This is a genomic window from Sporofaciens sp. St.21A7 (assembly GCF_059728535.1).
Genome location: NZ_BAAGFN010000001.1, coordinates 4,711,650 through 4,732,570, shown reverse-complemented (window position 1 = coordinate 4,732,570; position 20,921 = coordinate 4,711,650). Strand labels below are relative to the sequence as shown.

19 protein-coding genes and 1 tRNA gene are annotated in these 20,921 nt (G+C 44.1%); 13 read left to right on the top strand and 7 right to left on the bottom strand.

The features are described from left to right. The first annotated feature begins 45 nt into the window (after window positions 1–45). Both AC6I3O_RS23565 and AC6I3O_RS23560 read left to right on the top strand, forming a co-directional pair. On the top strand, window positions 46–315 hold the full coding sequence (locus AC6I3O_RS23565; RefSeq protein WP_497852955.1) for a type II toxin-antitoxin system RelB/DinJ family antitoxin: 270 nt from the start codon (window positions 46–48) through the stop codon (window positions 313–315). Next, the gene (locus AC6I3O_RS23560) at window positions 308–511 is read left to right on the top strand and encodes a type II toxin-antitoxin system YoeB family toxin (RefSeq protein WP_497852954.1); all 204 of its coding nucleotides are present in this window, start codon (window positions 308–310) and stop codon (window positions 509–511) included. The genes AC6I3O_RS23565 and AC6I3O_RS23560 overlap by 8 nt, the downstream gene beginning before the upstream one ends. Here AC6I3O_RS23560 and AC6I3O_RS23555 read toward each other — a convergent pair. Together AC6I3O_RS23555 and AC6I3O_RS23550 are read right to left on the bottom strand one after the other, a co-directional pair. Beyond that, entirely contained in the window at window positions 476–1,177 is a 702-nt protein-coding gene (locus AC6I3O_RS23555; protein ID WP_497852953.1) for an SdpI family protein, read from the bottom strand. The two genes, AC6I3O_RS23560 and AC6I3O_RS23555, sit on opposite strands and share 36 nt — an antisense overlap. Then, the gene (locus tag AC6I3O_RS23550) at window positions 1,174–1,446 is read right to left on the bottom strand and encodes an autorepressor SdpR family transcription factor (RefSeq protein WP_497852952.1); all 273 of its coding nucleotides are present in this window, start codon (window positions 1,444–1,446) and stop codon (window positions 1,174–1,176) included. The genes AC6I3O_RS23555 and AC6I3O_RS23550 overlap by 4 nt, the downstream gene beginning before the upstream one ends. 568 nt (window positions 1,447–2,014) lie before the next feature. Here AC6I3O_RS23550 and AC6I3O_RS23545 point away from each other — a divergent pair. From AC6I3O_RS23545 to AC6I3O_RS23525, 5 genes are all read left to right on the top strand, one after another. Beyond that, window positions 2,015–2,707, top strand: coding sequence for an ABC transporter ATP-binding protein (locus tag AC6I3O_RS23545; protein ID WP_497852951.1), 693 nt, complete (start codon window positions 2,015–2,017; stop codon window positions 2,705–2,707). 75 nt (window positions 2,708–2,782) lie between these two features. Then, window positions 2,783–4,354 (top strand): hypothetical protein, encoded by a 1,572-nt coding sequence (locus tag AC6I3O_RS23540; RefSeq protein ID WP_497852950.1) that lies wholly within the window; start codon window positions 2,783–2,785, stop codon window positions 4,352–4,354. A 100-nt stretch (window positions 4,355–4,454) separates the two neighbouring features. Continuing rightward, window positions 4,455–5,819 (top strand): sensor histidine kinase, encoded by a 1,365-nt coding sequence (locus tag AC6I3O_RS23535; protein WP_497852949.1) that lies wholly within the window; start codon window positions 4,455–4,457, stop codon window positions 5,817–5,819. Between the two features lie 105 nt (window positions 5,820–5,924). Further along, complete coding sequence (locus tag AC6I3O_RS23530; RefSeq protein ID WP_497852948.1) at window positions 5,925–6,998, top strand: CPBP family intramembrane glutamic endopeptidase; 1,074 nt, start codon at window positions 5,925–5,927, stop codon at window positions 6,996–6,998. 74 nt (window positions 6,999–7,072) lie between these two features. Continuing rightward, window positions 7,073–7,807 carry a LytR/AlgR family response regulator transcription factor gene (locus AC6I3O_RS23525; protein WP_497852947.1) on the top strand — a complete coding sequence of 245 codons (735 nt, stop codon included), beginning with the start codon at window positions 7,073–7,075 and terminating at the stop codon, window positions 7,805–7,807. 13 nt (window positions 7,808–7,820) lie between these two features. On the opposite strand, the gene AC6I3O_RS23520 is transcribed toward AC6I3O_RS23525, so the two are convergent. After that, entirely contained in the window at window positions 7,821–8,393 is a 573-nt protein-coding gene (locus AC6I3O_RS23520; RefSeq protein ID WP_497852946.1) for a VanZ family protein, read from the bottom strand. A 535-nt stretch (window positions 8,394–8,928) separates the two neighbouring features. Between AC6I3O_RS23520 and AC6I3O_RS23515 the strand changes: the two genes are divergently transcribed. Together AC6I3O_RS23515 and AC6I3O_RS23510 are read left to right on the top strand one after the other, a co-directional pair. Beyond that, window positions 8,929–10,068, top strand: coding sequence for a helix-turn-helix domain-containing protein (locus AC6I3O_RS23515; RefSeq protein ID WP_497852945.1), 1,140 nt, complete (start codon window positions 8,929–8,931; stop codon window positions 10,066–10,068). 115 nt (window positions 10,069–10,183) lie between these two features. Further along, window positions 10,184–10,255 (top strand) — tRNA-Cys (locus AC6I3O_RS23510). Window positions 10,256–10,304: 49 nt separating this feature from the next. Here AC6I3O_RS23510 and AC6I3O_RS23505 read toward each other — a convergent pair. The 4 genes from AC6I3O_RS23505 to AC6I3O_RS23490 all read right to left on the bottom strand — a co-directional run bounded on the left by AC6I3O_RS23505 (window position 10,305) and on the right by AC6I3O_RS23490 (window position 13,329). After that, complete coding sequence (locus AC6I3O_RS23505; protein ID WP_497852944.1) at window positions 10,305–10,454, bottom strand: hypothetical protein; 150 nt, start codon at window positions 10,452–10,454, stop codon at window positions 10,305–10,307. A gap of 126 nt (window positions 10,455–10,580) precedes the next feature. After that, entirely contained in the window at window positions 10,581–10,883 is a 303-nt protein-coding gene (locus tag AC6I3O_RS23500; protein ID WP_497852943.1) for a hypothetical protein, read from the bottom strand. Window positions 10,884–11,507: 624 nt separating this feature from the next. Next, a complete protein-coding gene (locus AC6I3O_RS23495; protein ID WP_497852942.1) occupies window positions 11,508–11,675 on the bottom strand; it encodes a helix-turn-helix domain-containing protein in 168 nt (55 codons plus the stop codon). Window positions 11,676–12,090: 415 nt separating this feature from the next. Further along, a complete protein-coding gene (locus AC6I3O_RS23490; protein ID WP_004074370.1) occupies window positions 12,091–13,329 on the bottom strand; it encodes an IS110 family RNA-guided transposase in 1,239 nt (412 codons plus the stop codon). Between the two features lie 363 nt (window positions 13,330–13,692). Between AC6I3O_RS23490 and AC6I3O_RS23485 the strand changes: the two genes are divergently transcribed. From AC6I3O_RS23485 to AC6I3O_RS23470, 4 genes are all read left to right on the top strand, one after another. Next, window positions 13,693–15,519 (top strand): transposase, encoded by a 1,827-nt coding sequence (locus tag AC6I3O_RS23485; protein ID WP_302144327.1) that lies wholly within the window; start codon window positions 13,693–13,695, stop codon window positions 15,517–15,519. Between the two features lie 131 nt (window positions 15,520–15,650). Further along, entirely contained in the window at window positions 15,651–16,961 is a 1,311-nt protein-coding gene (locus AC6I3O_RS23480) for an Ig-like domain-containing protein (RefSeq protein WP_497852941.1), read from the top strand. Between the two features lie 48 nt (window positions 16,962–17,009). Continuing rightward, the gene (locus AC6I3O_RS23475) at window positions 17,010–18,899 is read left to right on the top strand and encodes a dockerin type I domain-containing protein (RefSeq protein ID WP_497852940.1); all 1,890 of its coding nucleotides are present in this window, start codon (window positions 17,010–17,012) and stop codon (window positions 18,897–18,899) included. Window positions 18,900–19,597: 698 nt separating this feature from the next. Beyond that, window positions 19,598–20,917, top strand: coding sequence for an ABC transporter substrate-binding protein (locus AC6I3O_RS23470; protein ID WP_497852939.1), 1,320 nt, complete (start codon window positions 19,598–19,600; stop codon window positions 20,915–20,917). The last annotated feature ends 4 nt before the right edge of the window (window positions 20,918–20,921 follow it).

Below are 20,921 nucleotides of genomic sequence, written 5' to 3'. Positions count from 1 at the left end.
GTGATATTATAAATGTAAAATAGCGAACGAAAGGGGAGATTATTTATGGCATTAGCAACTTTGACTGCCCGGGTAAATGAGGAAGATAAAATCAGTTTTGACGCATTTTGTTCCAATGTAGGATTAAATACTTCGACTGCGATTAATTTATTTGTGAAGGCAGTTCTGCGCGAAAATAGGATTCCATTTGAAATTACGCAGTCACCTGACCCGTTTTTCGCGGAAGCTAATATTGCTTACGTAAAAAAGTCAGTACAGGAACTACGGGAAGGAAAAGGGACGGTTCATGAATTGATTGAGGTGGAGGATGAGTGAAAAAATCTGGTCGGATGATGCATGGGAAGATTATATTTATTGGCAGACGCAGGATAAAAAGATAGTAAATAGATTTAGCATATTAGTTCCAGCGGTCACGCTTTCTGGCATGACCGCTGTTTCTCTGCTTATGTTAGATATAATGGTCTTGATTCTGTCCTTATTCTGCATCTTTTCTGCTTCTCAGATAAATTGACAGCGAGTAAACGGCAGGCAGGAATAAGATAGCAGCCAGCACTGCCGGCAACACCCATTTCAACCTGAGAAATGCATTGACAATACACAGAATGCCTGCAATGGCATACAGCCTTCCTGCAAATCTGTGGGTGAGAGTCCAGTTGCCCTCGTCTGCCAGAGTCCATGGAAGCTTAATGCCCACCGTATAATTCTGGTGGCACTTAGGCAGGTAATTTCCAATCAGGAAAAAGATAATCCCCATCAGCAGATTCATAAAAAATGTAGAATTCAGCCAGTCCGCCATGGAAAGGCTCAGGGCGTAACCATAGATTGCAGCACCGCACACGATGGAGCAGATTGGGCAAATCAAGAGAATCAGCCGGTACATTTTCGGGCTTATGTTCTTATGCTTCGGGTCGATTGCCGTACAAAACGCACATAAGATGTGGGCTGCAAATATAAAAGCAGGAATGCCCAAAACTGTAAAGGTCTTAGAGCTAAAGCCGTTGGGCGTCCCGTCGGAGGCAAAATGTGTCGCGATGGTATCCGGCAGGCGGTTCCAGCATAAAATACCAACCAGTATGGGGAGTAAGGTGATTAGGCTAGTGATGATAATGAGTACCCGATGCTTTCTGAGCATAGATTGATGCTCCTGGTCAATATAGAATCCGTCTTTTTTATTCATGATTCGTTTCCTCCTTTTAAATTAGAAAGCCATGCCATTAACTCTTCTACTACGGAAGTATTCAGTTCATAGTATACAAAGTTCTTATACTTTGATTCATGAACCAAATCTGCTTTTTTCAAAATACTCAGGTGGTAGGAGATAGTGGCGCCCGTCATGTCAAAATGACTCCCAATCTCTCCGGCTGACATGCGTCCGGATTTCAGCAGAGTGAGTATCTCACGCCGGACGGGGTCTGACAATGCTTTGAATGTCTGGCCGAAACTCAATGAGCATCCCTCCTGTCTTTAGTTCAAGTTTGAAAATAAGTAAGTATTTAGAAATATTTCTAAATAGATAATAGCACGGATAGGGCGAAGTTACAACAACTATTTAGAAAAATATCTAAATACCTAGTGTGCTGTCTGCATTATATCTGGCGAAACTCCACAGGATATTCGTTCATAAGTCTTCTGCATCTGTAATATAGTAAAATATTAAGGGATGACATTTACGAGTGAAATATATATAATAATAATTATTATATATATTCAATACAACGTGACGGCGCCCCCACAAGCTATACCCAAAGGGCATCCCGTAATACCTGCCCCATGCGGGGCGGGTGGACTTCGTCCATTAAGGTATACCCAAAGGGCATCCCGTAATACCTGCCCCATGCGGGGCGGGTGGACTTCGTCCATTAAGGTATACCCAAAGGGCATCCCGTAATACCTGCCCCATGCGGGGCGGGTGGACTTCGTCCATTAAGGTATACCCAAAGGGCATCCCGTAATACCTGCCCCATGCGGGGCGGGTGGACTTCGTCCATTAATGTACAAGAAAGTAGGAATGCATATGAGGTTTATTATCGAACATTTATCGAAACATTTTGAAAAGAAGAAAGTATTATGCGACATTGATTTTACGTTTGAGAGCGGCAAGATTTACGGTCTTCTGGGACGCAACGGGGCTGGCAAGACCACGTTATTCAACTGTCTGAACCGGGATATGAAGGCTGATGGAGGAGAGTTTTGTCTGGAAATTGACGGACAGAGGCGCAGCGTTGCTGCGGAGGATATCGGTTACGTTCTGTCCACGCCCACTGTGCCGGAGTTCCTCACAGGGAGGGAGTTCCTTAAATTTTTCATAGACATCCATGAGGATAAGATTCCGGATATTCAGGGATTGGACACATATTTTGACTACATCGGCATTTCACGGGAGGACAGGGATAAGCTGCTGAAGGATTATTCCCATGGAATGAAGAATAAGATGCAGATGCTGGTAAATATCATCGCAAGACCGAATATCCTGCTTCTGGACGAACCGCTGACTTCTTTAGACGTGGTGGTGGCGGAAGAGATGAAACAGCTTCTCCGCGGGCTGAAAGAAGGGAGGATTATCATTTTTTCCACCCATATTATGGATCTTGCGCTGGATCTCTGTGATGAAATCGTACTTCTGAACCATGGAGCGCTGGAGCGTGTGGATAAGTCTAATCTTAACAGCCAGGAATTTAAGGAGAAGATCCTGTCGGCGCTGGCTTAGAGCGTGTTTGAAAATTCATTGCAGAAAGCGATGACATATTTGCATTGGAAATGAGTCAATACGAGGAGATGAAGCATGAACAAAACGTTTAAAATAGCATTTTCCCTAAAGAATACATATCGTGTCAACACGATTCTTTATTCTCTGAAACAGATCCCTCTGATTAAAAGAATACTTCCGCAGGAATTATACTGTGACCCTGATCTTAAAATATTTGCCAATATCCTGTCCGGGATATGGGAATTTATCAAGGCATTTCTGGGGAAGTTCCTCTATTTCCTGCTGATGATTACATTGGAGGTTTCCCTATATAGAACGGAAGCACAAAGCGCAGTCTTTCTGCATATCTTTGTGCTGCTGACGCTGATTGGCGCGTGGCTGAATACGTATATTTTCAATCCTACGAAGGACAAATACTATGGGTTGATTCTCCTGGGGATGGATGCCAAGGAGTATGCACTGACCACATATGCGTATGAAATGTTGAAGATATTGGCAGGATACTTGATTTTCGGCCTGCTCTTTGGGCGTATGCATGGGCTGACTGTGTGGCAATGCCTGATGCTGCCGTTTGCCGCGGCGGGCGTGAAAATGACTGTGGTTGCATATTCTTTGTGGGATTATGAGCGCACAAAAGTTGCGGTAAATGAGAATGAGGTAGGCGTAATCGGGTGGATTTTGATAGCGCTTGCGCTTGCGGCGGCGTATGGACTGCCAGTTATGGGGTGGGAAATCCCGGAGACGGCAAGTGTGTGCGTGTTAGCATGCTGGATTCTGCTTGGGGCGTTATCTGTAAGGAAGATATGGAGGTTTCAGGAGTACTGGGAGGTCTACCGGCAGATTCTTACGCGGCATATGGTTCAGATGGAGGAGGCAAGACAGTCGGTAAAGCGGCAGAGCGAGAAGGTGATACAGATTGACGGTGAGGGTGGCAGCAGCCGGAAAGGGTTCGAGTATCTGAATGAGATTTTCATCCGCCGTCACCAGAAAATACTCTGGAAATCCTCGAAGCGGATTGCGGGAATCTGTCTTGGAATTGTGTGTATCGTGGTGATGGGAATCCATTTCTTGCCGGAATGGAAAGAAATTGTGAATCATTTTGTGCTGAGAAACCTGCCGTATTTTGTGTTCATCATGTATTTTGTCAACCGGGGAACAGGCTTTACCAATGTGCTGTTCATGAACTGCGACCATAGCCTTCTGACTTATTCCTTTTATAAACGGCCGGAGTGCATTCTCAGGCTGTTCAAGATTCGGCTCAGGGAGATAATGAAGGTCAACCTGCTTCCGGCGGCGGTGATTGGGGCGGGGCTGGCTTTGCTTTTATACCTGTCGGGCGGGACGAAGGAACCTCTGGATTATGTGGTGTTGGTTATTTCGATTTTGTGTATCAGTATGTTCTTTTCTGTACATTATCTGACGATATATTATCTCTTGCAGCCATATAACGCGGGGACAGAGATTAAGAGCGGGACGTACCGGGTGGTGGTGACGGGGACGTATTTTGTTTGCTATGGCGTGATGCGGATGGATGTGCCGACGCTTGTGTTTGGGATGGGGACGGTCGTCTTCTGTGTCGCTTATTGTATGATAGCATGTGTGCTGGTCTATAAGCTGGCGCCTAAGACGTTCCGGCTGAGGGCGTGATGTAACGGGAATTTTTGTAGGGACATCCCGTAATGCTGTACTAGCGTTCAATAAGGCATAAATTTTGAGGATGAAGTGGAAGAGACTAGGAGGACAGAAAATGACATTCTTTGAGGTATTCTGTGGGAATATAGTAAGTGTAGGTATAGCGGCAATATTTTTCGTGGGTGCGGTCATCCGGCTTTTCGGCGAGATACCTTATAAAAATAGGAAGCATTACTGTCAGATTTTCGGTTCGCTGATACTGTTTATTATTTTTTGCGCGTTTGCCGGAACGGTTTTCTATAAATCGGGACTGTTTGCAACGCCGCATAACGGCGGGGAGATGGTATATGCGTACATAGAGATTACCGGGTTTATGATGGTTCTTCGCGTGATATACCGGAAACCTGTCAGAGTTTGTCTGGCGACCGCCGTTTTTATGACGATTCTCTATGATGTAGGATGGAATCTGGCGGATATATTATCGCCCAACAAAATATATGATTTGAGCCTTGCGGCGGACAGGAGAGAATATCTGTTTTATGAATGGATTACGACGCCTCTCTGTCTCATTCTGGTAATTGTGCTGCTGCATAAGACCAATTCGCGGGAATTGTTTGCACAGTGGGAAGAGCAGAAAACTAAGATTACGGTCCTGGTCTTTCTTGGGGGATATCCGATTCTGAGCCAGATTATTCAGGAGACGGTGGATATAAGCGCCAGGGAGGTGGGCTATAATCCGGCTACGGCAATGATTTTACTGCTGGTTGTATATATGATTTTCATGTACACAGGGCGGGAGGGCGTCCAGCAGAAACGGATTGAAGACCAGGAGGTGAGCCTCAGGCAGCAGGGGGCGTATATTGAGAATCTGGAGGGGCTGCAGCGCGAGGTGCGCAAGTTCCGGCATGATTTTAAAAATATGATGTCAGGGATGTATTTGCAGGCGGAAGAGGGGAATCTTGAGGCAATCCAGAGCTATATCCATGAGATGACGGATGATTTTGATCTGCAGGTGGGAAGCCAGATCCGGCTTATGAACCAGCTTGCCAACATTCGTGTGACGGAAGTGAAAGGATTGTTTCTTGAGAAAATGAAAACCATGCAGGAGGCGGAAATCCACTGGGAGCTGGAGGTCTTAAAGCCTTTTGAAAAAACGCGGCTTCGCAGTACGGATTTGTGCCGTTGTATGGGGATTCTGTTGGATAATGCCATGGAAGAGGTGCGGGGCAGGAAAGACGGGAAGGTTCATATCATGATTAGCAGCCAGAGTGGATATACGACGTTCCGCGTGAAGAATACGCTGCACTCATCCGTTGATTTTCATAAGGTCGGGACGCCGGGATATTCTACCAAGGGGAAAAACAGGGGAATTGGGCTTGATAATTATAAGAAGATACTGGGCAAGTATGAGAAGACGCTGCCGCTTACGACCATACAGGACGGGTATTTTATTCAGGAATTAAAGATTCAGGAGATGTAAGTATCAGTTCGGGCATTGTGGATAACAATTGGGGCATTTTCTGTGTGAAAACATAAGAAGTCGTTTATAGTAAAGTTGTCGATATTAAAAAAGGAGGAAGAGAAGATGGGTTCAAAAACAGAAAAACGGCAGCTTACTATTTTTATTGCGATAGCTTATGGGATTCCGTATTTGTTAGGTCTTTTCATGTGGTATGGAAGTTTGAATCAGATGGATTTGAGTGCGTTTCCGAGTACGCAAATGTTATATCCTGCGATGGGGGTCATGATTGCGTTTCTCCTGACCCGTAAGAAAGATGAAGCGATTCCGCGGGCGTTCTATCTCTGTTTTATTGTGACAACGGTTATTTCCATTGTATTTACGATACTTTCGGTATTGATGCCGGATGCTGTAGTCAGCCTTCCGGGAGGGACCATGCCGGTGTTTAGCCTGGCTGTTCAATATCTGTTGGCGGCGGGGAGCATTATTTGCCTGATTTGTTTGATTGCGGCAGGGAAGAAGAAACGGGCGGTTTATGGGATGAAATGGAAGAACTGGAAAGCCTCTGTAGGGTGTGTCTTGCTGTTTGTGATATTGTATTTGTCGCGTGTGGCGGTTCTTAACGGATTGTCGGGGCAGTTTAAGGAGTTCGCCGCGGTTATGACGAGCGCGGAGGCGTGGATATATTTTGCAATCATGCCGCTTAATTTTTTGCTGGGATATATTGCTTTCTTTGGGGAAGAGTATGGATGGAGATATTATTTGCAGCCGCTCCTTCAGAGGAAATTTGGCCTGAGAAAAGGCGTGCTGATTCTGGGAGTGGTATGGGGGCTGTGGCATCTGCCGCTGGATTTCTTTTACTATGTGACGCCGGAGTATGGTTTGCCCATGACTGTGAATCAGATTATTAACTGTGTGACTCTTGGGATATTCCTTGGGTTTGTGTATATGAAGACGGAGAATATATGGGTGCCGACTATCATTCATTTTCTGAATAATAATCTGATTATGGTTGTATCCGGGGCGTTTTCGGCGGATGTGCTGGAAAATAACAGTGTATCGTGGCTGGAAATTCCGATTATGCTTTTGATAAATGGGCTTCTGTTTGGGGTGTTTATCTTTGCTAAGCAGTATCGCAGGGGTGAGACAGAGAAGTTCACAGGCTCGCCGGCGGTGGAATGTAGCGTGTCTGGCTCATGAAAAACTTCCGTCCCTTGAACGGCATTTCAACCGTACAGGTAGAAAAGTTTTTGTATATGAAGGAGGAAGGGAGAATGCTTCCGGTATATATATGTGAAGACGACGCGAAGATTCGGGCTGCACAGAAGGAATATCTTGAAAAGCAGATTATGATTGAAGGATATGATATGGAGGTCGTGCTGTGCAGCGGGCATCCCCGGGAGATTATTGAGGCTGTGAAGGAGTCGCCGGGGCGTGGAATCTATTTTCTTGATATCGAGCTTGTGGGAGAGCCTATGGATGGATTCGGGCTTGGGCAGGAAATCCGGAAACTGGATTCCAGAGGTTTCTTAATCTATGTGACGGCGTTTCCAGACCTTGCCTTCGAGACGTTCCGGTATCATCTGGAAGCGTTGGATTATATCGTGAAGGGGAATCCGGTGAAGATGCAGGAGGGAATCCGCTATTGCCTGAAGGTGATTACAGAACGGATGCGTAAGGAGAAAGGGGAGGAACGAGAGTTTTTCTCTGTGAAGGTGATGGATGTTGTCAAGCACATTCCAGTGGATGAGATTGTGTTCTTCGAGACGACGGGCAGGACCCATCGGATTGAGCTGCATGGGCAAAACGACAGGATTGATTTTATCGGGAGCATGCAGGAGTTAGAAGAGAAGCTGGGGGAGAGGTTCCTGCGGGTTCACAGGGCTTATCTGGTCAATTTAGAGCAGATTGCACAGTTGGATTTGAAGGGGCGGGAGATTCTTATGAAGAATGGGGAAACGTGTATGTTTTCCAGAGGGATGAAAGGCGCCTTGTTGGAGAGGATGTAAGGAAGCGGGTACTCTAATGTACCCGCCCTGCCCGGCGTTCCCTTGCCCGCTCAAGCGCCTGCTCCCGCCTTCTTGCCCGCGCCTCCATCCGTTTTGCAACACGAAAAGGGGCAAGTACAGTCCAGCAGACGATACGGACGAACAGAATTCCGAAAAAAGCGCCGATGCTGTCTATCATGACGTCCTTCTTCGACGGTCCCCGCCCGGCGACAAAGGACTGATGATATTCATCCCCGGCTGCAAAGCCCACGCAAATCAGCCCGGCGACCACCATGAGCGCAAATCCCCTGAGTCCGTACACATAGAACGGAAATGACACAGCTACAGCCAGCAGAAAATATTCTGTCATGTGTGCAAGTTTGCGCACCGGATGTTCAATCCTATGGGCATACCGGCTAATCTGCTCTTGGGTAAATCCCGTCTCTAACACGTCGTTCCCTATTTCCACAATCTTATAACTGACTGTATAACTTAAACTACCGGAAACCTCTCCTGTCTGCGCGGAAAAGCTATAAATGACATACATCATGAGCAAGGCGGGCAGGAAAGAAAATGGTTTTAATATGTACAGTAAGAAGTTATTCATAAGACACCTCGATTCTATTATATACAAATTGTAATCACTCGTAAAAAAATATACCTTAATGGACGAAGTCCACCCGCCCCGCAAGGGGCATGCATTACGGTGTGCCCTTGGGTATACCTTAATGGACGAAGTCCACCCGCCCGCAGGGCATGCATTACGGTGTGCCCTTGGGTATACCTTAATGGACGAAGTCCACCCGCCTGGAGGGTATGTATAAGTGTGCCACATTTTCAAGGATTTGTAAAGCGGATTGGCAGCCTGTGAAAAGAAAAAGGACCCGGAAGCGTAAACTTCAGGGGTCTTTTCTTGAAAATAATCTGAAGGTTGAAATAAAACACGAATTTCGGGGGGAAATTTTTGTGTTCCATAGACAATATACCATGAAGTAAAGCCTTTTGAAATAGTTTTTATAGACAGAAATTCATGAAATAATTGTGCTTTAAACACAAAAATGTTATACTGTATGCAGACAATCGTCAGTTTATGAAGATATTTGTGCTGACAGTGGGATGGAGCGAAGGAAAGGTGAAGTGCAATGGCGGTCGCGTTAGAGGAATTATATGCGGCAATTTCGCCGCAGTATCGTGTAAGATTACATACAGAGAGCTGCTTTGGAAAAATGATTGCGTGGACGCATGTGGTGGAAGATATTGAGTTTATTTCGTCCTTGCATGGAGAGGAACTGGTATTCTTTTCTGGGTTGAGCTGTACCTCCGAAGAGTGGCTGAAAAGGTATATTACAGAGCTTGACAGGCACCATGTGGGCGGGCTGATTATGTCATTTCGCGGGGAAGAGACATATTCGCGGGAAATTATAGATTATTGCAATGAGATTCATTTTCCTGTATTTTCGGCATCCTGGACGACGCCGTATATCGATATCATGCGTCTGTTTGCTGAGATACTCTTAAAGAATGAGCAGCGGGAGACGAACCTGATTGCAGCGTTTAAGAATGCTATCTACTATCCGGAGAACGAGGGTTCTTATCTTAGCCATTTTGAGAGAAATGGTTTCCTGCGTGATATGGAGTATGTCGTGGTCATCCTAAGCTGCCATGCCTATGATGCGGAGACGGGAAATGAACGGCTTTGCAAGATTGAAAAATCTATGCGTTTTAATCTGGAAAATATGATTGCTTATGAGGAAAGCGGAAGGCTGATTATTCTGGCGGCGGGATGCCCGCTTGGGAAGGTTTTGGAGGAGTTTCGGAAGGTGTGCAGGAAAGATTCCAATGTATATGTGGGAATCGGTACGCTGGCAGACGGAATCAGGGATATCCACAGGTCCCATGAGAATGCATATACGGCGTATTGCTTAACGAAGACGGCCATTCCGCGGAATCTTTTGAGCTATGATGAACTGGGGATATATAAGATTCTTGCTGATGTGAAGGAGGCGGCGATCTATCCGGAATTCGTGAGCGAGACGGTTGGGGCATTGATGAAGTATGACCGGGAGAACCATACGGATTATATGGAGATTCTGGAAGCATACTTTGAAAATGACTGTAACGCGCTGCATACGGCGCAGGCATTGTACTGCCATAAGAATACGCTGGCGTATAAGCTGAATAAGATTAAGAAGGTTCTGGGGTATGATATCTTGAAGAATGAGAATCGGGTCAAGATTATGGTGGCAATCTATATCCTGCGGCTTGGGACGGGGTATTTTTGAGGGAAAAAAATGTCGGGTGATGGGCAAAAAAATTATAAAAATAGAGAATTTATGTCTTGACTAAATGGAAAGCATTTGTTATACTAAATGAGTGCTTGAGCAGAATATGTAATAAGGCGCAGTAGCCAAGTGGTAAGGCATGGGTCTGCAACACCCTGATTCACCGGTTCAAATCCGGTCTGCGCCTCTTGTTTAAGAGGAAGGAAACGCTGGAAAATCAACGTTTCCTTCATTTTTTATGTATTCAAAAGTTGATTACACTTGATTACACTCTTATATCCATGGTAAAACGTATCTGGTGGCTTGACCTGTATGGAAGTCCAATGCTTCGCAATGTTCTTTAAATGCCTGTTAAACGTGCCGCCAAAGGTTGATAAATATCTCATTGCCTTGGATATCTTCCTTTTTGATTGAAACTAATTCACCTATCCGTAAACAATATAATTTTGCGTATTGGAAGAAGTAGGCTTGCAACGTGTGTGAAACTGTTTATAATCCAAATCAACGGATGGTTATAAGAACCGTTTCCAGTCATTGCTGTTTTCTAAGATTGTCTTAGGGTCAGTCCCGTTGTCACGTCTCCAAATCATCCAGTTCTGATATAATTTTTCAAGGTTCAGATTCTCTAAAGATTCTTCTGCGGCTCGTTTTTTATAATCCTCGATAATGGCTTTATGGATTGCTTCTTGTGAAGATTTTGCAATCTGTCTCCGTCCGTGTGGTTTCTCTTTATCTGGAAGATAGGTATACCAACGACCGTTAGAGCCTTGAGATATCTTATATGGGTGCTGTTGAATAATTTCTGAATTTTTCATATGTTCTATATTCTTCAACACATCTTCTATATTGTTTATTAAACCAGAATTTTGTGTAAATTGCAATAAATCAAGACATTTCTCATAAGATATATTTGATAAATCTGTGCAATTTTTACTATTTGTCATTGCTTGCTTTATTTAGCAATACATTTTACTAAGGAAAAATTTATCAATCTCTTAATACGCTTTTCACAATACCGTGCATTGCGTTAGAAAACTTTACTTTGCAGACGTATTGATAAATTCTCCTTTCTTTTCATAACTGTGAAATGTTCTGTCAATTTTCTTTTTTTGATTTATAATTCGGTTCAAGTGTTTGAACTGAATTATAAAATCATTTCTGTCTATCTTTTATATTTCTTGGCGTTCACCTCCTTTTTTCTGATAATGTGGAACTACTATAAATTCTAAGGGGAAGAACGTGTTGATTTACTTTTGGAGATTCTTGTATCTTATCTGAAAAGTGTGGCGGGAAGGGAATGGTTCCCTTTCATCCTCTGTTCCCGCCGGGAGTGCGGTGGGATGGGAGACCCTCTCTCTAAATCCCTCCCCCCAAGGAAGGGATTTTGGCTTCTTGTCCCGGCGGAAGTAATTTTGTGTAGCTACTGTCTGAAAGTCCGTTTATGGAATAAATTTTACAACGCTGTCTGCCGTACAATTTAAAATAGTACACAGCTTCTCAAGCGTATTCATGGTTATGGAGTTGTTGCGTTTTAAGTTGGTGATTGTATGGGGACTGAAACCATGTTTGTTTATAAGGGCGTAAGTAGTCACCTTTTGTTCTTTCATTGTATTCCATAGAGGTTCATATGAAATCATACCTATTCCCCTTTCTGTGCATTATTTCTTTATGTTTATTATTCAATAGTAAATCCCATTTGTATATTGATAAAAAAGGTGTATAGACTAATACTTGTGTATATACTCAAAAAGGTCTATATAATATTCATTAATAAACTTGACAAAAAAATACGGGGGGCAGACCGTCCGAAAACCCAGTCTAATCTGATATAACTATCATGGTAGAGATATCTGTCATAAAGGCAGATGACTTATATAGAAGAATGCGTACCTTGCTACGAAAATAAAACTCGTAGCCAAGAACTGAACCTTGACAACAAATGTTTTCAACAATCATGGAAGTATCACGATAAAGCAGTCATATAAATGGCTGCCGTCAGTGAAATATTGGTATTACAAAAAATCAGGCTTGCGCTTCCACATGGTAGCCATGCTTCTCTAATTCACGTATGTATCGGGAAAGCTGTTTTTGTTCGCTGCTTTTACGTCTGGCTTCAAAACAGGATTCATCGAAAAGAGTGCCTTGCTTTAGCATGGTGTAAATAATTACAAGAAGTTTTCGTGCAAGGGCAATAATAGCTTTTTTAGCCCCTTTCTTCTGTTTGATTCTCCAATACCAGGCGGACAGATAGGTATTTCGTTTTCCCGCGATTACCCAGGCAATTTCACAAAGCATACTTTTTATGTAAGGATTGCCTTTCGTGACAGATGTGCTTTTCCGTTTCCCGGCGCTTTCATTATTGCCGGGGCACAGGCCTGCCCATGAACAGATATGCTCCGCGGTTTTGAACGGTTTCATATCAATGCCGATTTCAGCAATGATTGCGCAGGAAGCCGTTGTGCTGATTCCATAAATGCTGCTTAACTGCTCCACCTGCAAAGCAAATGGGGCCATGTCCGCCTCAAGACTCTTTTCGATTTCAACAAGATGTTCTTTTAAGGAGTCATAATGGTCCATAAGAATCTTCAGGAAGGCTTTTTGATGTTCTGACAGGGTTCCATTTACGGACATGAGGATTTCATCTATACGGTTTCTTGTCTTTGTTTTTAAGCAGGAATCCAAAGCAGACCGATCAATCTGTCCATGCTCAGTGAGATGCCGGATGATGTTCCTGCCGGAAGCGCCAAAAATATCAGAAATAAAAGAGGAAAGGCGAAAGCCAGAGCTTTGCAGGAACTTCTCAACTCTGTTTTTCTGGGATGTGATATCACGGATGACACTTTTACGGTAACGATTTAAGTCACGGAACTCCCGGATTCTTTTTTCGGGAATAAAGCTGCCATTCAAAAGCCCGGCACGTAACAGGGTGGAAATCCATTCAGAATCCCGCATGTCTGTTTTCTTGCCAGGGACATTCTTCATATGGCGTGCGTTTACAACCAGCAAGGTAATATCACCGCCAAATGCTTCTTCCAGTATTTCGTAAATAGGCATCCAGTAAATACCTGTGCTTTCCATAGCGACATGATGGCAGTTTTGAGAAACGATCCAGTCCCGTAAAGCAATCATATCCGGGATTAATGTGGTAAACTCCCGGATTTCAGAGTTTGTCGGCTTACCCAAAGGACCAGTCAGGATACAGGCAACAATTTTATCTTTGTGGACATCCAGCCCGCAGGAAATTTCCAGAAGGTCTTTCATACAGAGCATCTCCTTTGCAATAGAATGGGCAGGAGATTTGCCCGAGGTGATACGGACTTTGCTACTCGTGCTAACCATAAAAGGCGCGACAATATGCTGTGCTCAAGGGCAAAACATTTACGTTGACAAACAGGGTGCAGATCCTCCAAGGTGCGTCCAAACTTAATCCTGCCTAAAACTATTATAAATCAAAACAGGAAGCTAAAACAGTAGTGGAGCCAGCCCCCTCCTATTTTCATTATAGGCTGTGATAACCCTTCATGATTCGTTGACAACTGAATAAAGTGTATAAAATTCTGGCTGCATACCAACAGACGTAGTATAATACAAGTGTTGGGAATACTACATTTTGAGGTGATATTGATGGATTATGTACGGGGATTTGACAGAGACCAAATGATGGTGACTACATGGGATTCCATGGTTGATCCGGATAGTACGGCAAGGCTTATAGATGCATTTGTGGATAGTCTTAACCTTTCAGATTTTGGTGTGAAGGAGATGTCCCGGGAAGGTAGGCCGCCGTATGACCCGAAGGGCCTTTTCAAGCTTTACATTTATGGAAGCGATAATGGGATCAAATCCTCCAGAAAACTGGCGAGGAGCTGTAAAGTAAATGTAGAGGTCAGGTGGATGCTTGGCGGAGTCGAACCTGATTTCCGGACCATATCTGACTTCCGGAAGGATAACATAGACAGCCTCAAAAAGATTTTTCACGAGTTTAACAAGCGGCTTTCCGGAGCAGTAGAGTGGGGGTTTACCTCCATTGATGGGAGCAAGTTCAATGCCTGCAATTCCAAGAATAATAACTTTACAAAAAACAAGCTGGATGACAGGATCAAGTGGCTTAATGGCCACATTGAAGAGTACCTCCGTATCCTTGATGATGCAGATAAGGAGGAAGGGTTTGAAGAAGATCCCGATAAACTTACAAAAGAGCTGGTAGAAGAAAAGGTGAAAGAAGCCCGAGAGCGCCTTGCAAAATATGAGGGCTATCAAAAGCTCATGGAAGAAAGCGGCCAGTCGCAGATGTCACTTACGGATGCAGATGCAAAACTGATGAAGAGTAAGAATGGTTTTGCGGTAGCGTATAACCCACAGACAGCAGTTGATTCTGAAACACATTTAATCCGTGATTTCCAAATGACAAACCAGGTGACAGACCACGGGCTTATGGATTCTACGCTTAAAGAAGTAAGGGAAGAATCGGAAGGCGTCATCGAGGCAGTTGCCGACAGGGGATATGAAAGTGAAGAGGACATGATAAAGTGCCTTGAAGACGGGATTATCCCGCATGTTATAACCAATGATGGGAAAGACGGGTATCAACTTGAGATACCGTACGAAGGAGCAGCTGATGCAGATACAGAAAGCACAGACCCGGAAGGGTTAAAAAAGGCGTTGCATGCCGGCGTAATTCCTGAAGCTTACAAGGATGTCATAACAGATATAGAAGTTATTGAAGTAAGAAGGAAAGTCAGTGACGAGCCAGAGACAGAGGGAGTTTCAGAGTCAATTTACGGGACACCCGAAGAAATGATGAAGAGGGCAAAGGAAGGATACTTTGTCAGGGACCCGGAGAGGAATCTCGTGTATTGCCCGAATGGAGAAATCCTCCGCCAGAAATGTATAAAGAAAAACGGGAACATCAGATACGCAAATAAGAACGCATGCCGGCATTGCCCAAACAGGAATAAATGTTACAAGGGCAAAAATGAGTGGAAAGAAATAGACTTCACGAAAGACTGTCTGGAGAAGCCGTGCAAAGATTGGCTGGAAGCCGAGGGAAGTATGCCAGGTAAGCAGGGCGTCAAAAACGGGAAATATCACTTTGAGAAACAGAAAGTGGTGAGGTTCTTCCTAAAACCTGACAGAAAGAAAACGGCAGAGCGAATGTGTTTGTCAGAGCATCCGTTTGGGACAATAAAAAGAGCGATGGGATTCAGTTACTTTCTTCTGAGAGGCCTGAGGAAAGTGACCGGGGAGTTTGCGCTCATGTGCCTGGGATACAATATAAAACGAGCGAAAAACCTATTAGGATTTGAAAAGATGATGGAGTTAATGGCGGCAGGATGCTGCTGGTATAACCCAATATACACTTTATTCAGTTGTCAAGGTCAGATATTTATTTCGAGAGAAATATATCTGGCATTTTTGATGCTAAAAATGGCTACAAACCGCAGAAAATAAGGGTTTTCGGACAATCTGGGGGGGACGTATTTAATGGACTCGGTCAAGTCCCTAACAAGGCTTTTGACGGGCAGTCCATAGTTGCCGCACCGTTAGACATGTCAGGGGGGATATTAAAGAATGGAACTTTGATGACAGCCACATTTCAGGTGTTGGATACTGCAACTGCCGGGGAAATTGGGTTTAGCTCTAAGATTAACGTAGTATCGGGAGAAGGCGATTCTCTGCCGGTAGCGTCGGACAATGCCGGGAGTATCAGGTTTGACATCGTGACTCCGGTGATTACGCTGGATAAGGCTGTGCTTAATCTGGTAAAAGGCGGTACAGACAAACTGACGGCAACATTGAAATATGCGGAGGGCGACGGCACTATCAAATGGACGAGTGATAATATGGCAGTCGCTGCCGTTGATAATGCCGGCAACGTTACGGCGGTATCAGGCGGGAACGCCACTATTACAGCGGAGGCGGATGGGGTCAGCGCTTCATGCGTGGTCAATGTCAGCGTCCCCTTAAATGGCATTTCCATTAAGAACCCGGATGTGGACGTAGTCAGGGGAAAGACGGTAGGGTTATCTGTCATTTATGACCCGGAAGACACGACGGAAGACAAATCTATTGTCTGGGAGTCCAGTGACGAGAAAATAGCGGCGGTTGACCCGGCAACGGGAACGGTTACCAGTGTGAAGGAAGGGACGGCGACCATCACAGTGAGGACGACCAAGGCGGCAAAAGTATGTACGGCGACGGCTGAGGTAAACGTGAAGGAAGTCCACCTGACAGAAGAACAGGGAGAGAAGATTGAGTTTGAAAAGGTAGGGACTATCCTGAAAGGTCAGTCGGTGCAGATGTTCCAATTCCTGAATGTGGAGGAAATCATAGGGGCTAACGGGATTACCGATACATATGAAATCAAATGGGCTGTCTCGGACGAAGAAGTTGCGTCCATTGATACGGTATCCGGTTTGCTGAAAGGAGTAAAAGAAGGGAAGATAAAAGTGAAGGCTGTCATTACCTTCTTTGACGGTGCAGGGAAAGCCGGGGAAACGGTTGAAAAAGAAACGGAAATCGAAGTGAAAGAAATTCCATTGGATTCTATCGCCTTTGACAAGGTTATCAAGGAAATGGTAGTCGGGACTGAGGAAACGCTCACCGTCATTTATAACCCTGATAACACAACCGATTTGAAGGATGTAGTATGGGCAAGCTCAGACTCAGCCATTTTATCAGTAGAGAATGGAAGGGTCAAGGCATTGAACGCCGGGGAAGCGGAAATTACCGCAACGGTAGGCGATAAGAAAGCAAGCTGTAAGATTACGGTAAAAGAAGGCTCTGTGAAACCGGCGCCGGGGCAGGATAAGGCAGATGGGACAAAGACGGACAGCACAAAGAAGGATAGTGCAAAGACGGGAAATAGCCCAAAGACAGGGGATACAGCGTAGTGAGCCATTTGGACTACGCTGTATTTTTAGCAGTAGGAGGTATAAGGCATGAGAAGATATTTTAAGAGAGCCATAGCGGTTCTGGTTATAGCGTTGATGTGTTCAACCCTAATCGGCGGGGGTGTTTTGGCTGAGAATGAGAGTGAAAATGATATTAATAACGAGGTGAATGTAGAAGAAATAGGCGGTAATGAGGATGTCCCGGAGATATCCCCGGAGGAAAAGTCGGGGACGGTCAGCGGTGAAACAGAGGGTGAAGAATTAGAAACGAATGTTGAAGAAGCAAGGAGTGGGGTGGCGGGTGCTGTCAGTGCACAGTCAGACGAGTGCCCTGTGCAACTTACTATAAAGAGTGAGCCTTCTTCGATTTCTGAGGCTCATCCAGTTCCTGTAGACTTAGGTGACACGATTGAGTATTATGTTAGGGTAGATAATATACATGATAATGATGATTTAACAGATGTAGAAGTCAAGATACATATAGACGACTCTCTTGAGCCAGATATATCTACTGCTAAGTATAACTTAACTCCGACTCCTTCGGAGGCTAACCAACATACGATATCTGGCAGTTCGGATTATTCTGTTAGGCAGGAGGGCAACGATATAGTATTCAAAGCTAATCGAATACCTGGGAGTGAATTTGTAATGTTCCATATTACATGCTCTACTAAATCTGAGAGTACTGTATCTAGTAAAGCTAGTGTTTGTTCGGTAGGCGGTGTTTCTTACAGTGGTATAGAGAGTAGCAGTACATCCCATAACGTTAGACAGGAAGTAAGTGACTTCACTTTATCAACTACTGTAAATGGCAATAAACAATATACGGATAATGATAGAGTATTTACTTACAACTTTAATCTTATTAAGGATGGTAAAGGTTTTACTGCTTCTTTGCCTTATAAATTAATGTCTGGCGGTACGGTAGTAAGTGAACACACTCTTGAATTAGAGAATGGTAACGGCAGTGTATCATTTCCGGCGAGGTATCAGTTCAAGACCGAATCTATGCCTACAGGGGTAAATTATCAGATAACACATAAAGAGGATAATAACTATACATGGAATAAGGACTCTGTAACGGGTACTACCGATTTAAGTGGTTCTAATGAGAGCTTTAACACTACCTACAAGTATTCGCCTGTGAAGTATTCTTTAGATACTAACATTATAGTCAATATGGAGGGTAGAGCTTTTAAAGCTGGCGACTCGTTCACCTACTCTATCGCCCCAGAAAAAGAAGGCGACCCCAAATTTAATATGTTCCCGTTACCGAGTGGAGATAGTAACGCAATCGCCTATTATGAAAACAGTGCCAGAATCAAGCCATCTTCGGGCACAACCGCCAACCTCTCCCTAGCAGAGGATATCCAACGGTATAGTTCCATATATTGCAGTGGTTGTAATACTTATTATAAAACATCTAAAGAATATAATTATTATTGTGAAAATAAAGGATGTTTTGGTTCATATACGGTAGTTCCTTCCAACATAAACATTGCACCCGAAATATGTTTCCTCTACCCAGGAACATACAACTACATAGTATTCCAAACAGCAATGGAATCCTCTGACTATGACAGTATTCAACAAGACTCGGCACAATACAAAGTCACCGTCACTGTCACTGCAAATGGTTCTAACCTAACCCCGTCCCTAACTTCTGTAAAGAGGTCTACCGATGGTGGTGCAACGTGGAGTGTATCAGACAAATCTAAATTAACCTTTACAAATTATTTTGGAGTAAAAAAGGGAGATATTGACAAAGACGGGGAAATAACTATGAATGATGTAATACTGTGTCTGAACCATGTGTCTAAGAAAAAAATATTGACAGGTGAAGCGCTGGCGGCGGCAGATGTAGATGGAAATGGGGTCAGTATGAATGATGTAATAAAATTATTGAATTTTGTCAGCAAAAAGAACTCTGATTTGTAAGACTGGATTGTCCGGAAGACGTAGAAAAGAGGTTTTCCGGACTTTCTTTGTGTAATCGGGAGATGTTTTATCTCTATATCCTACAGTACGGGAAATATTTACTAAGATATCCTTATATGTACATGCGTCAATGTAAGTTGCGAACCCGGCTATTGGACGGTTGTTTTTCATTATGATATACGTGAAATCCATAAATTACTCCTTTCAGTTCTTAATACGATTTGAATACCGGAATATTCAAGGTCGGCACATCTGGTAACATTTTGAAGTGATTACAAGTGCTTACACTTTTGATTACATTCGTTAGAAGATGTGCTGAAAACCTCCTTTTTATCGTATTTTCTGAAAGTGTTAAACGGTTCAAATCCGGTCTGCGCCTCTTATTTAGGAGGAAGGAAACGTGGAAAATCAACGTTTCCTTCTTTATTTTATGCGCAGACCCGTGCAGAGGAAATATGCCGCTGAGGCGGCGAGTAGGGAAAGATACAAAATATAATATATTTATATAAAAATATGATTTTTGCGAAATTGTAATATATGTTGGGCACATCGTTTGATTTACAGACGAGCGCCCTTTTATTATAATTTGAATCAGCTTGAGTGGTTATGTAAGAAAAAGCAGGCCCGGGCTGCTTTTTTCTTGCCTTAGCCATGTATTCAAACTATAAAAATATTATGCAAAGCAAAGGAGTGGAGTTATGAGAAAATTATCCCGCATGACAGCAGCAGGCCTAGTATTGCTCCTGTTGCTGTCGCTCATAGGGTGCAGTAGTTCAGCAGACAAAAAGACTCATCTCACTTTTCAAATATGGGATGTCTATCAGCGTCCTGGCATGCAGGCTATGTGTGATGCCTATACTGCGAAACATCCTGATGTAGTGATTGATGTACAGGCCACCAGTTGGAGTGAATACTGGACGAAGCTGGAGGCTTCTGCTGAAAGTAATACGATGCCAGACATTTTCTGGATGCACACCAACCAGTTGCTGTATTATGCCGATTTCGGTATGTTAGCTGATGTGACGGATCTCTATGACGATATAGAATCCAATTACTATGAGGAACATTTCTCTGAGATTTCCCGCAGCAACGCCAGCGGCAGTGACGGTCGGCTCTACGGCGTACCCAAGGATAAAGATAATGGTCTGCTGGTATATAACAAAGAAATGTTTGATGCCGCTAATGTCCCATATCCTACAGATGAATGGACCTGGGAAGATTTGGCGGATGCGTCCAAAAAAATTCACGACAAAACCGGCAAATACGGTTTTATGGCTTATAATGACGACCAGCTAGGTTATTGGTGTTTCGCTTATCAGGCTGGCGGGCATATCCTTACTGCTGACCGTACCAAGGCCGGCTACACCAATCCCGGCTCTGTCAAGGGGATGGAGTTTTATGTGAATATGCAGAAAGAGGACTGGTGCCCTGACCAGAATTATTTTGCGGAAACTGCACCTGGAACCGCTTTCTTTTCGGAAGAAGGCGCCATGTATCTGGAGGGAAACTGGAATCTGCCGCAGTTGATGGAGAATTACCCTGAGATGCGGGGCAAGTGGGATCTGGCCAAGCTGCCTAAATGTGCGGATCCGATCGAGGACAGCGAAAGCCTGGATCAGGATGGACGCGCCACCATGTCCAACGGGTTGTGCTATTCTACCGCCGCTCATGGCAAAAAGCGCGAGATTGCATTGGATGTAATTAAATACTTCGGCACTGAGGAGGCTCAGCGTATTCAGGGAGAGAATGGAGCTGCCATTCCGGCTTATATCGGCTGTGAGGAATCCTGGCGCGCCGCATTTGACTCTTACGATGAAAAGTTGAATCTGGATGTCATTTTTGAACAGTTTGATTATGCGGTGCAGGCAATTTATAATTCTGCCAGTCCTAAGTGGAAGAGCCTGGTATTGGATGAATTGACGGATGTTTATGCCGGAAAGCAGGATCTTATGACAGGCCTTGAGAATATGGAGCATATTGTCAACACAGAAACTGCCAAGAAACTGGCAGATGACTAAAGAG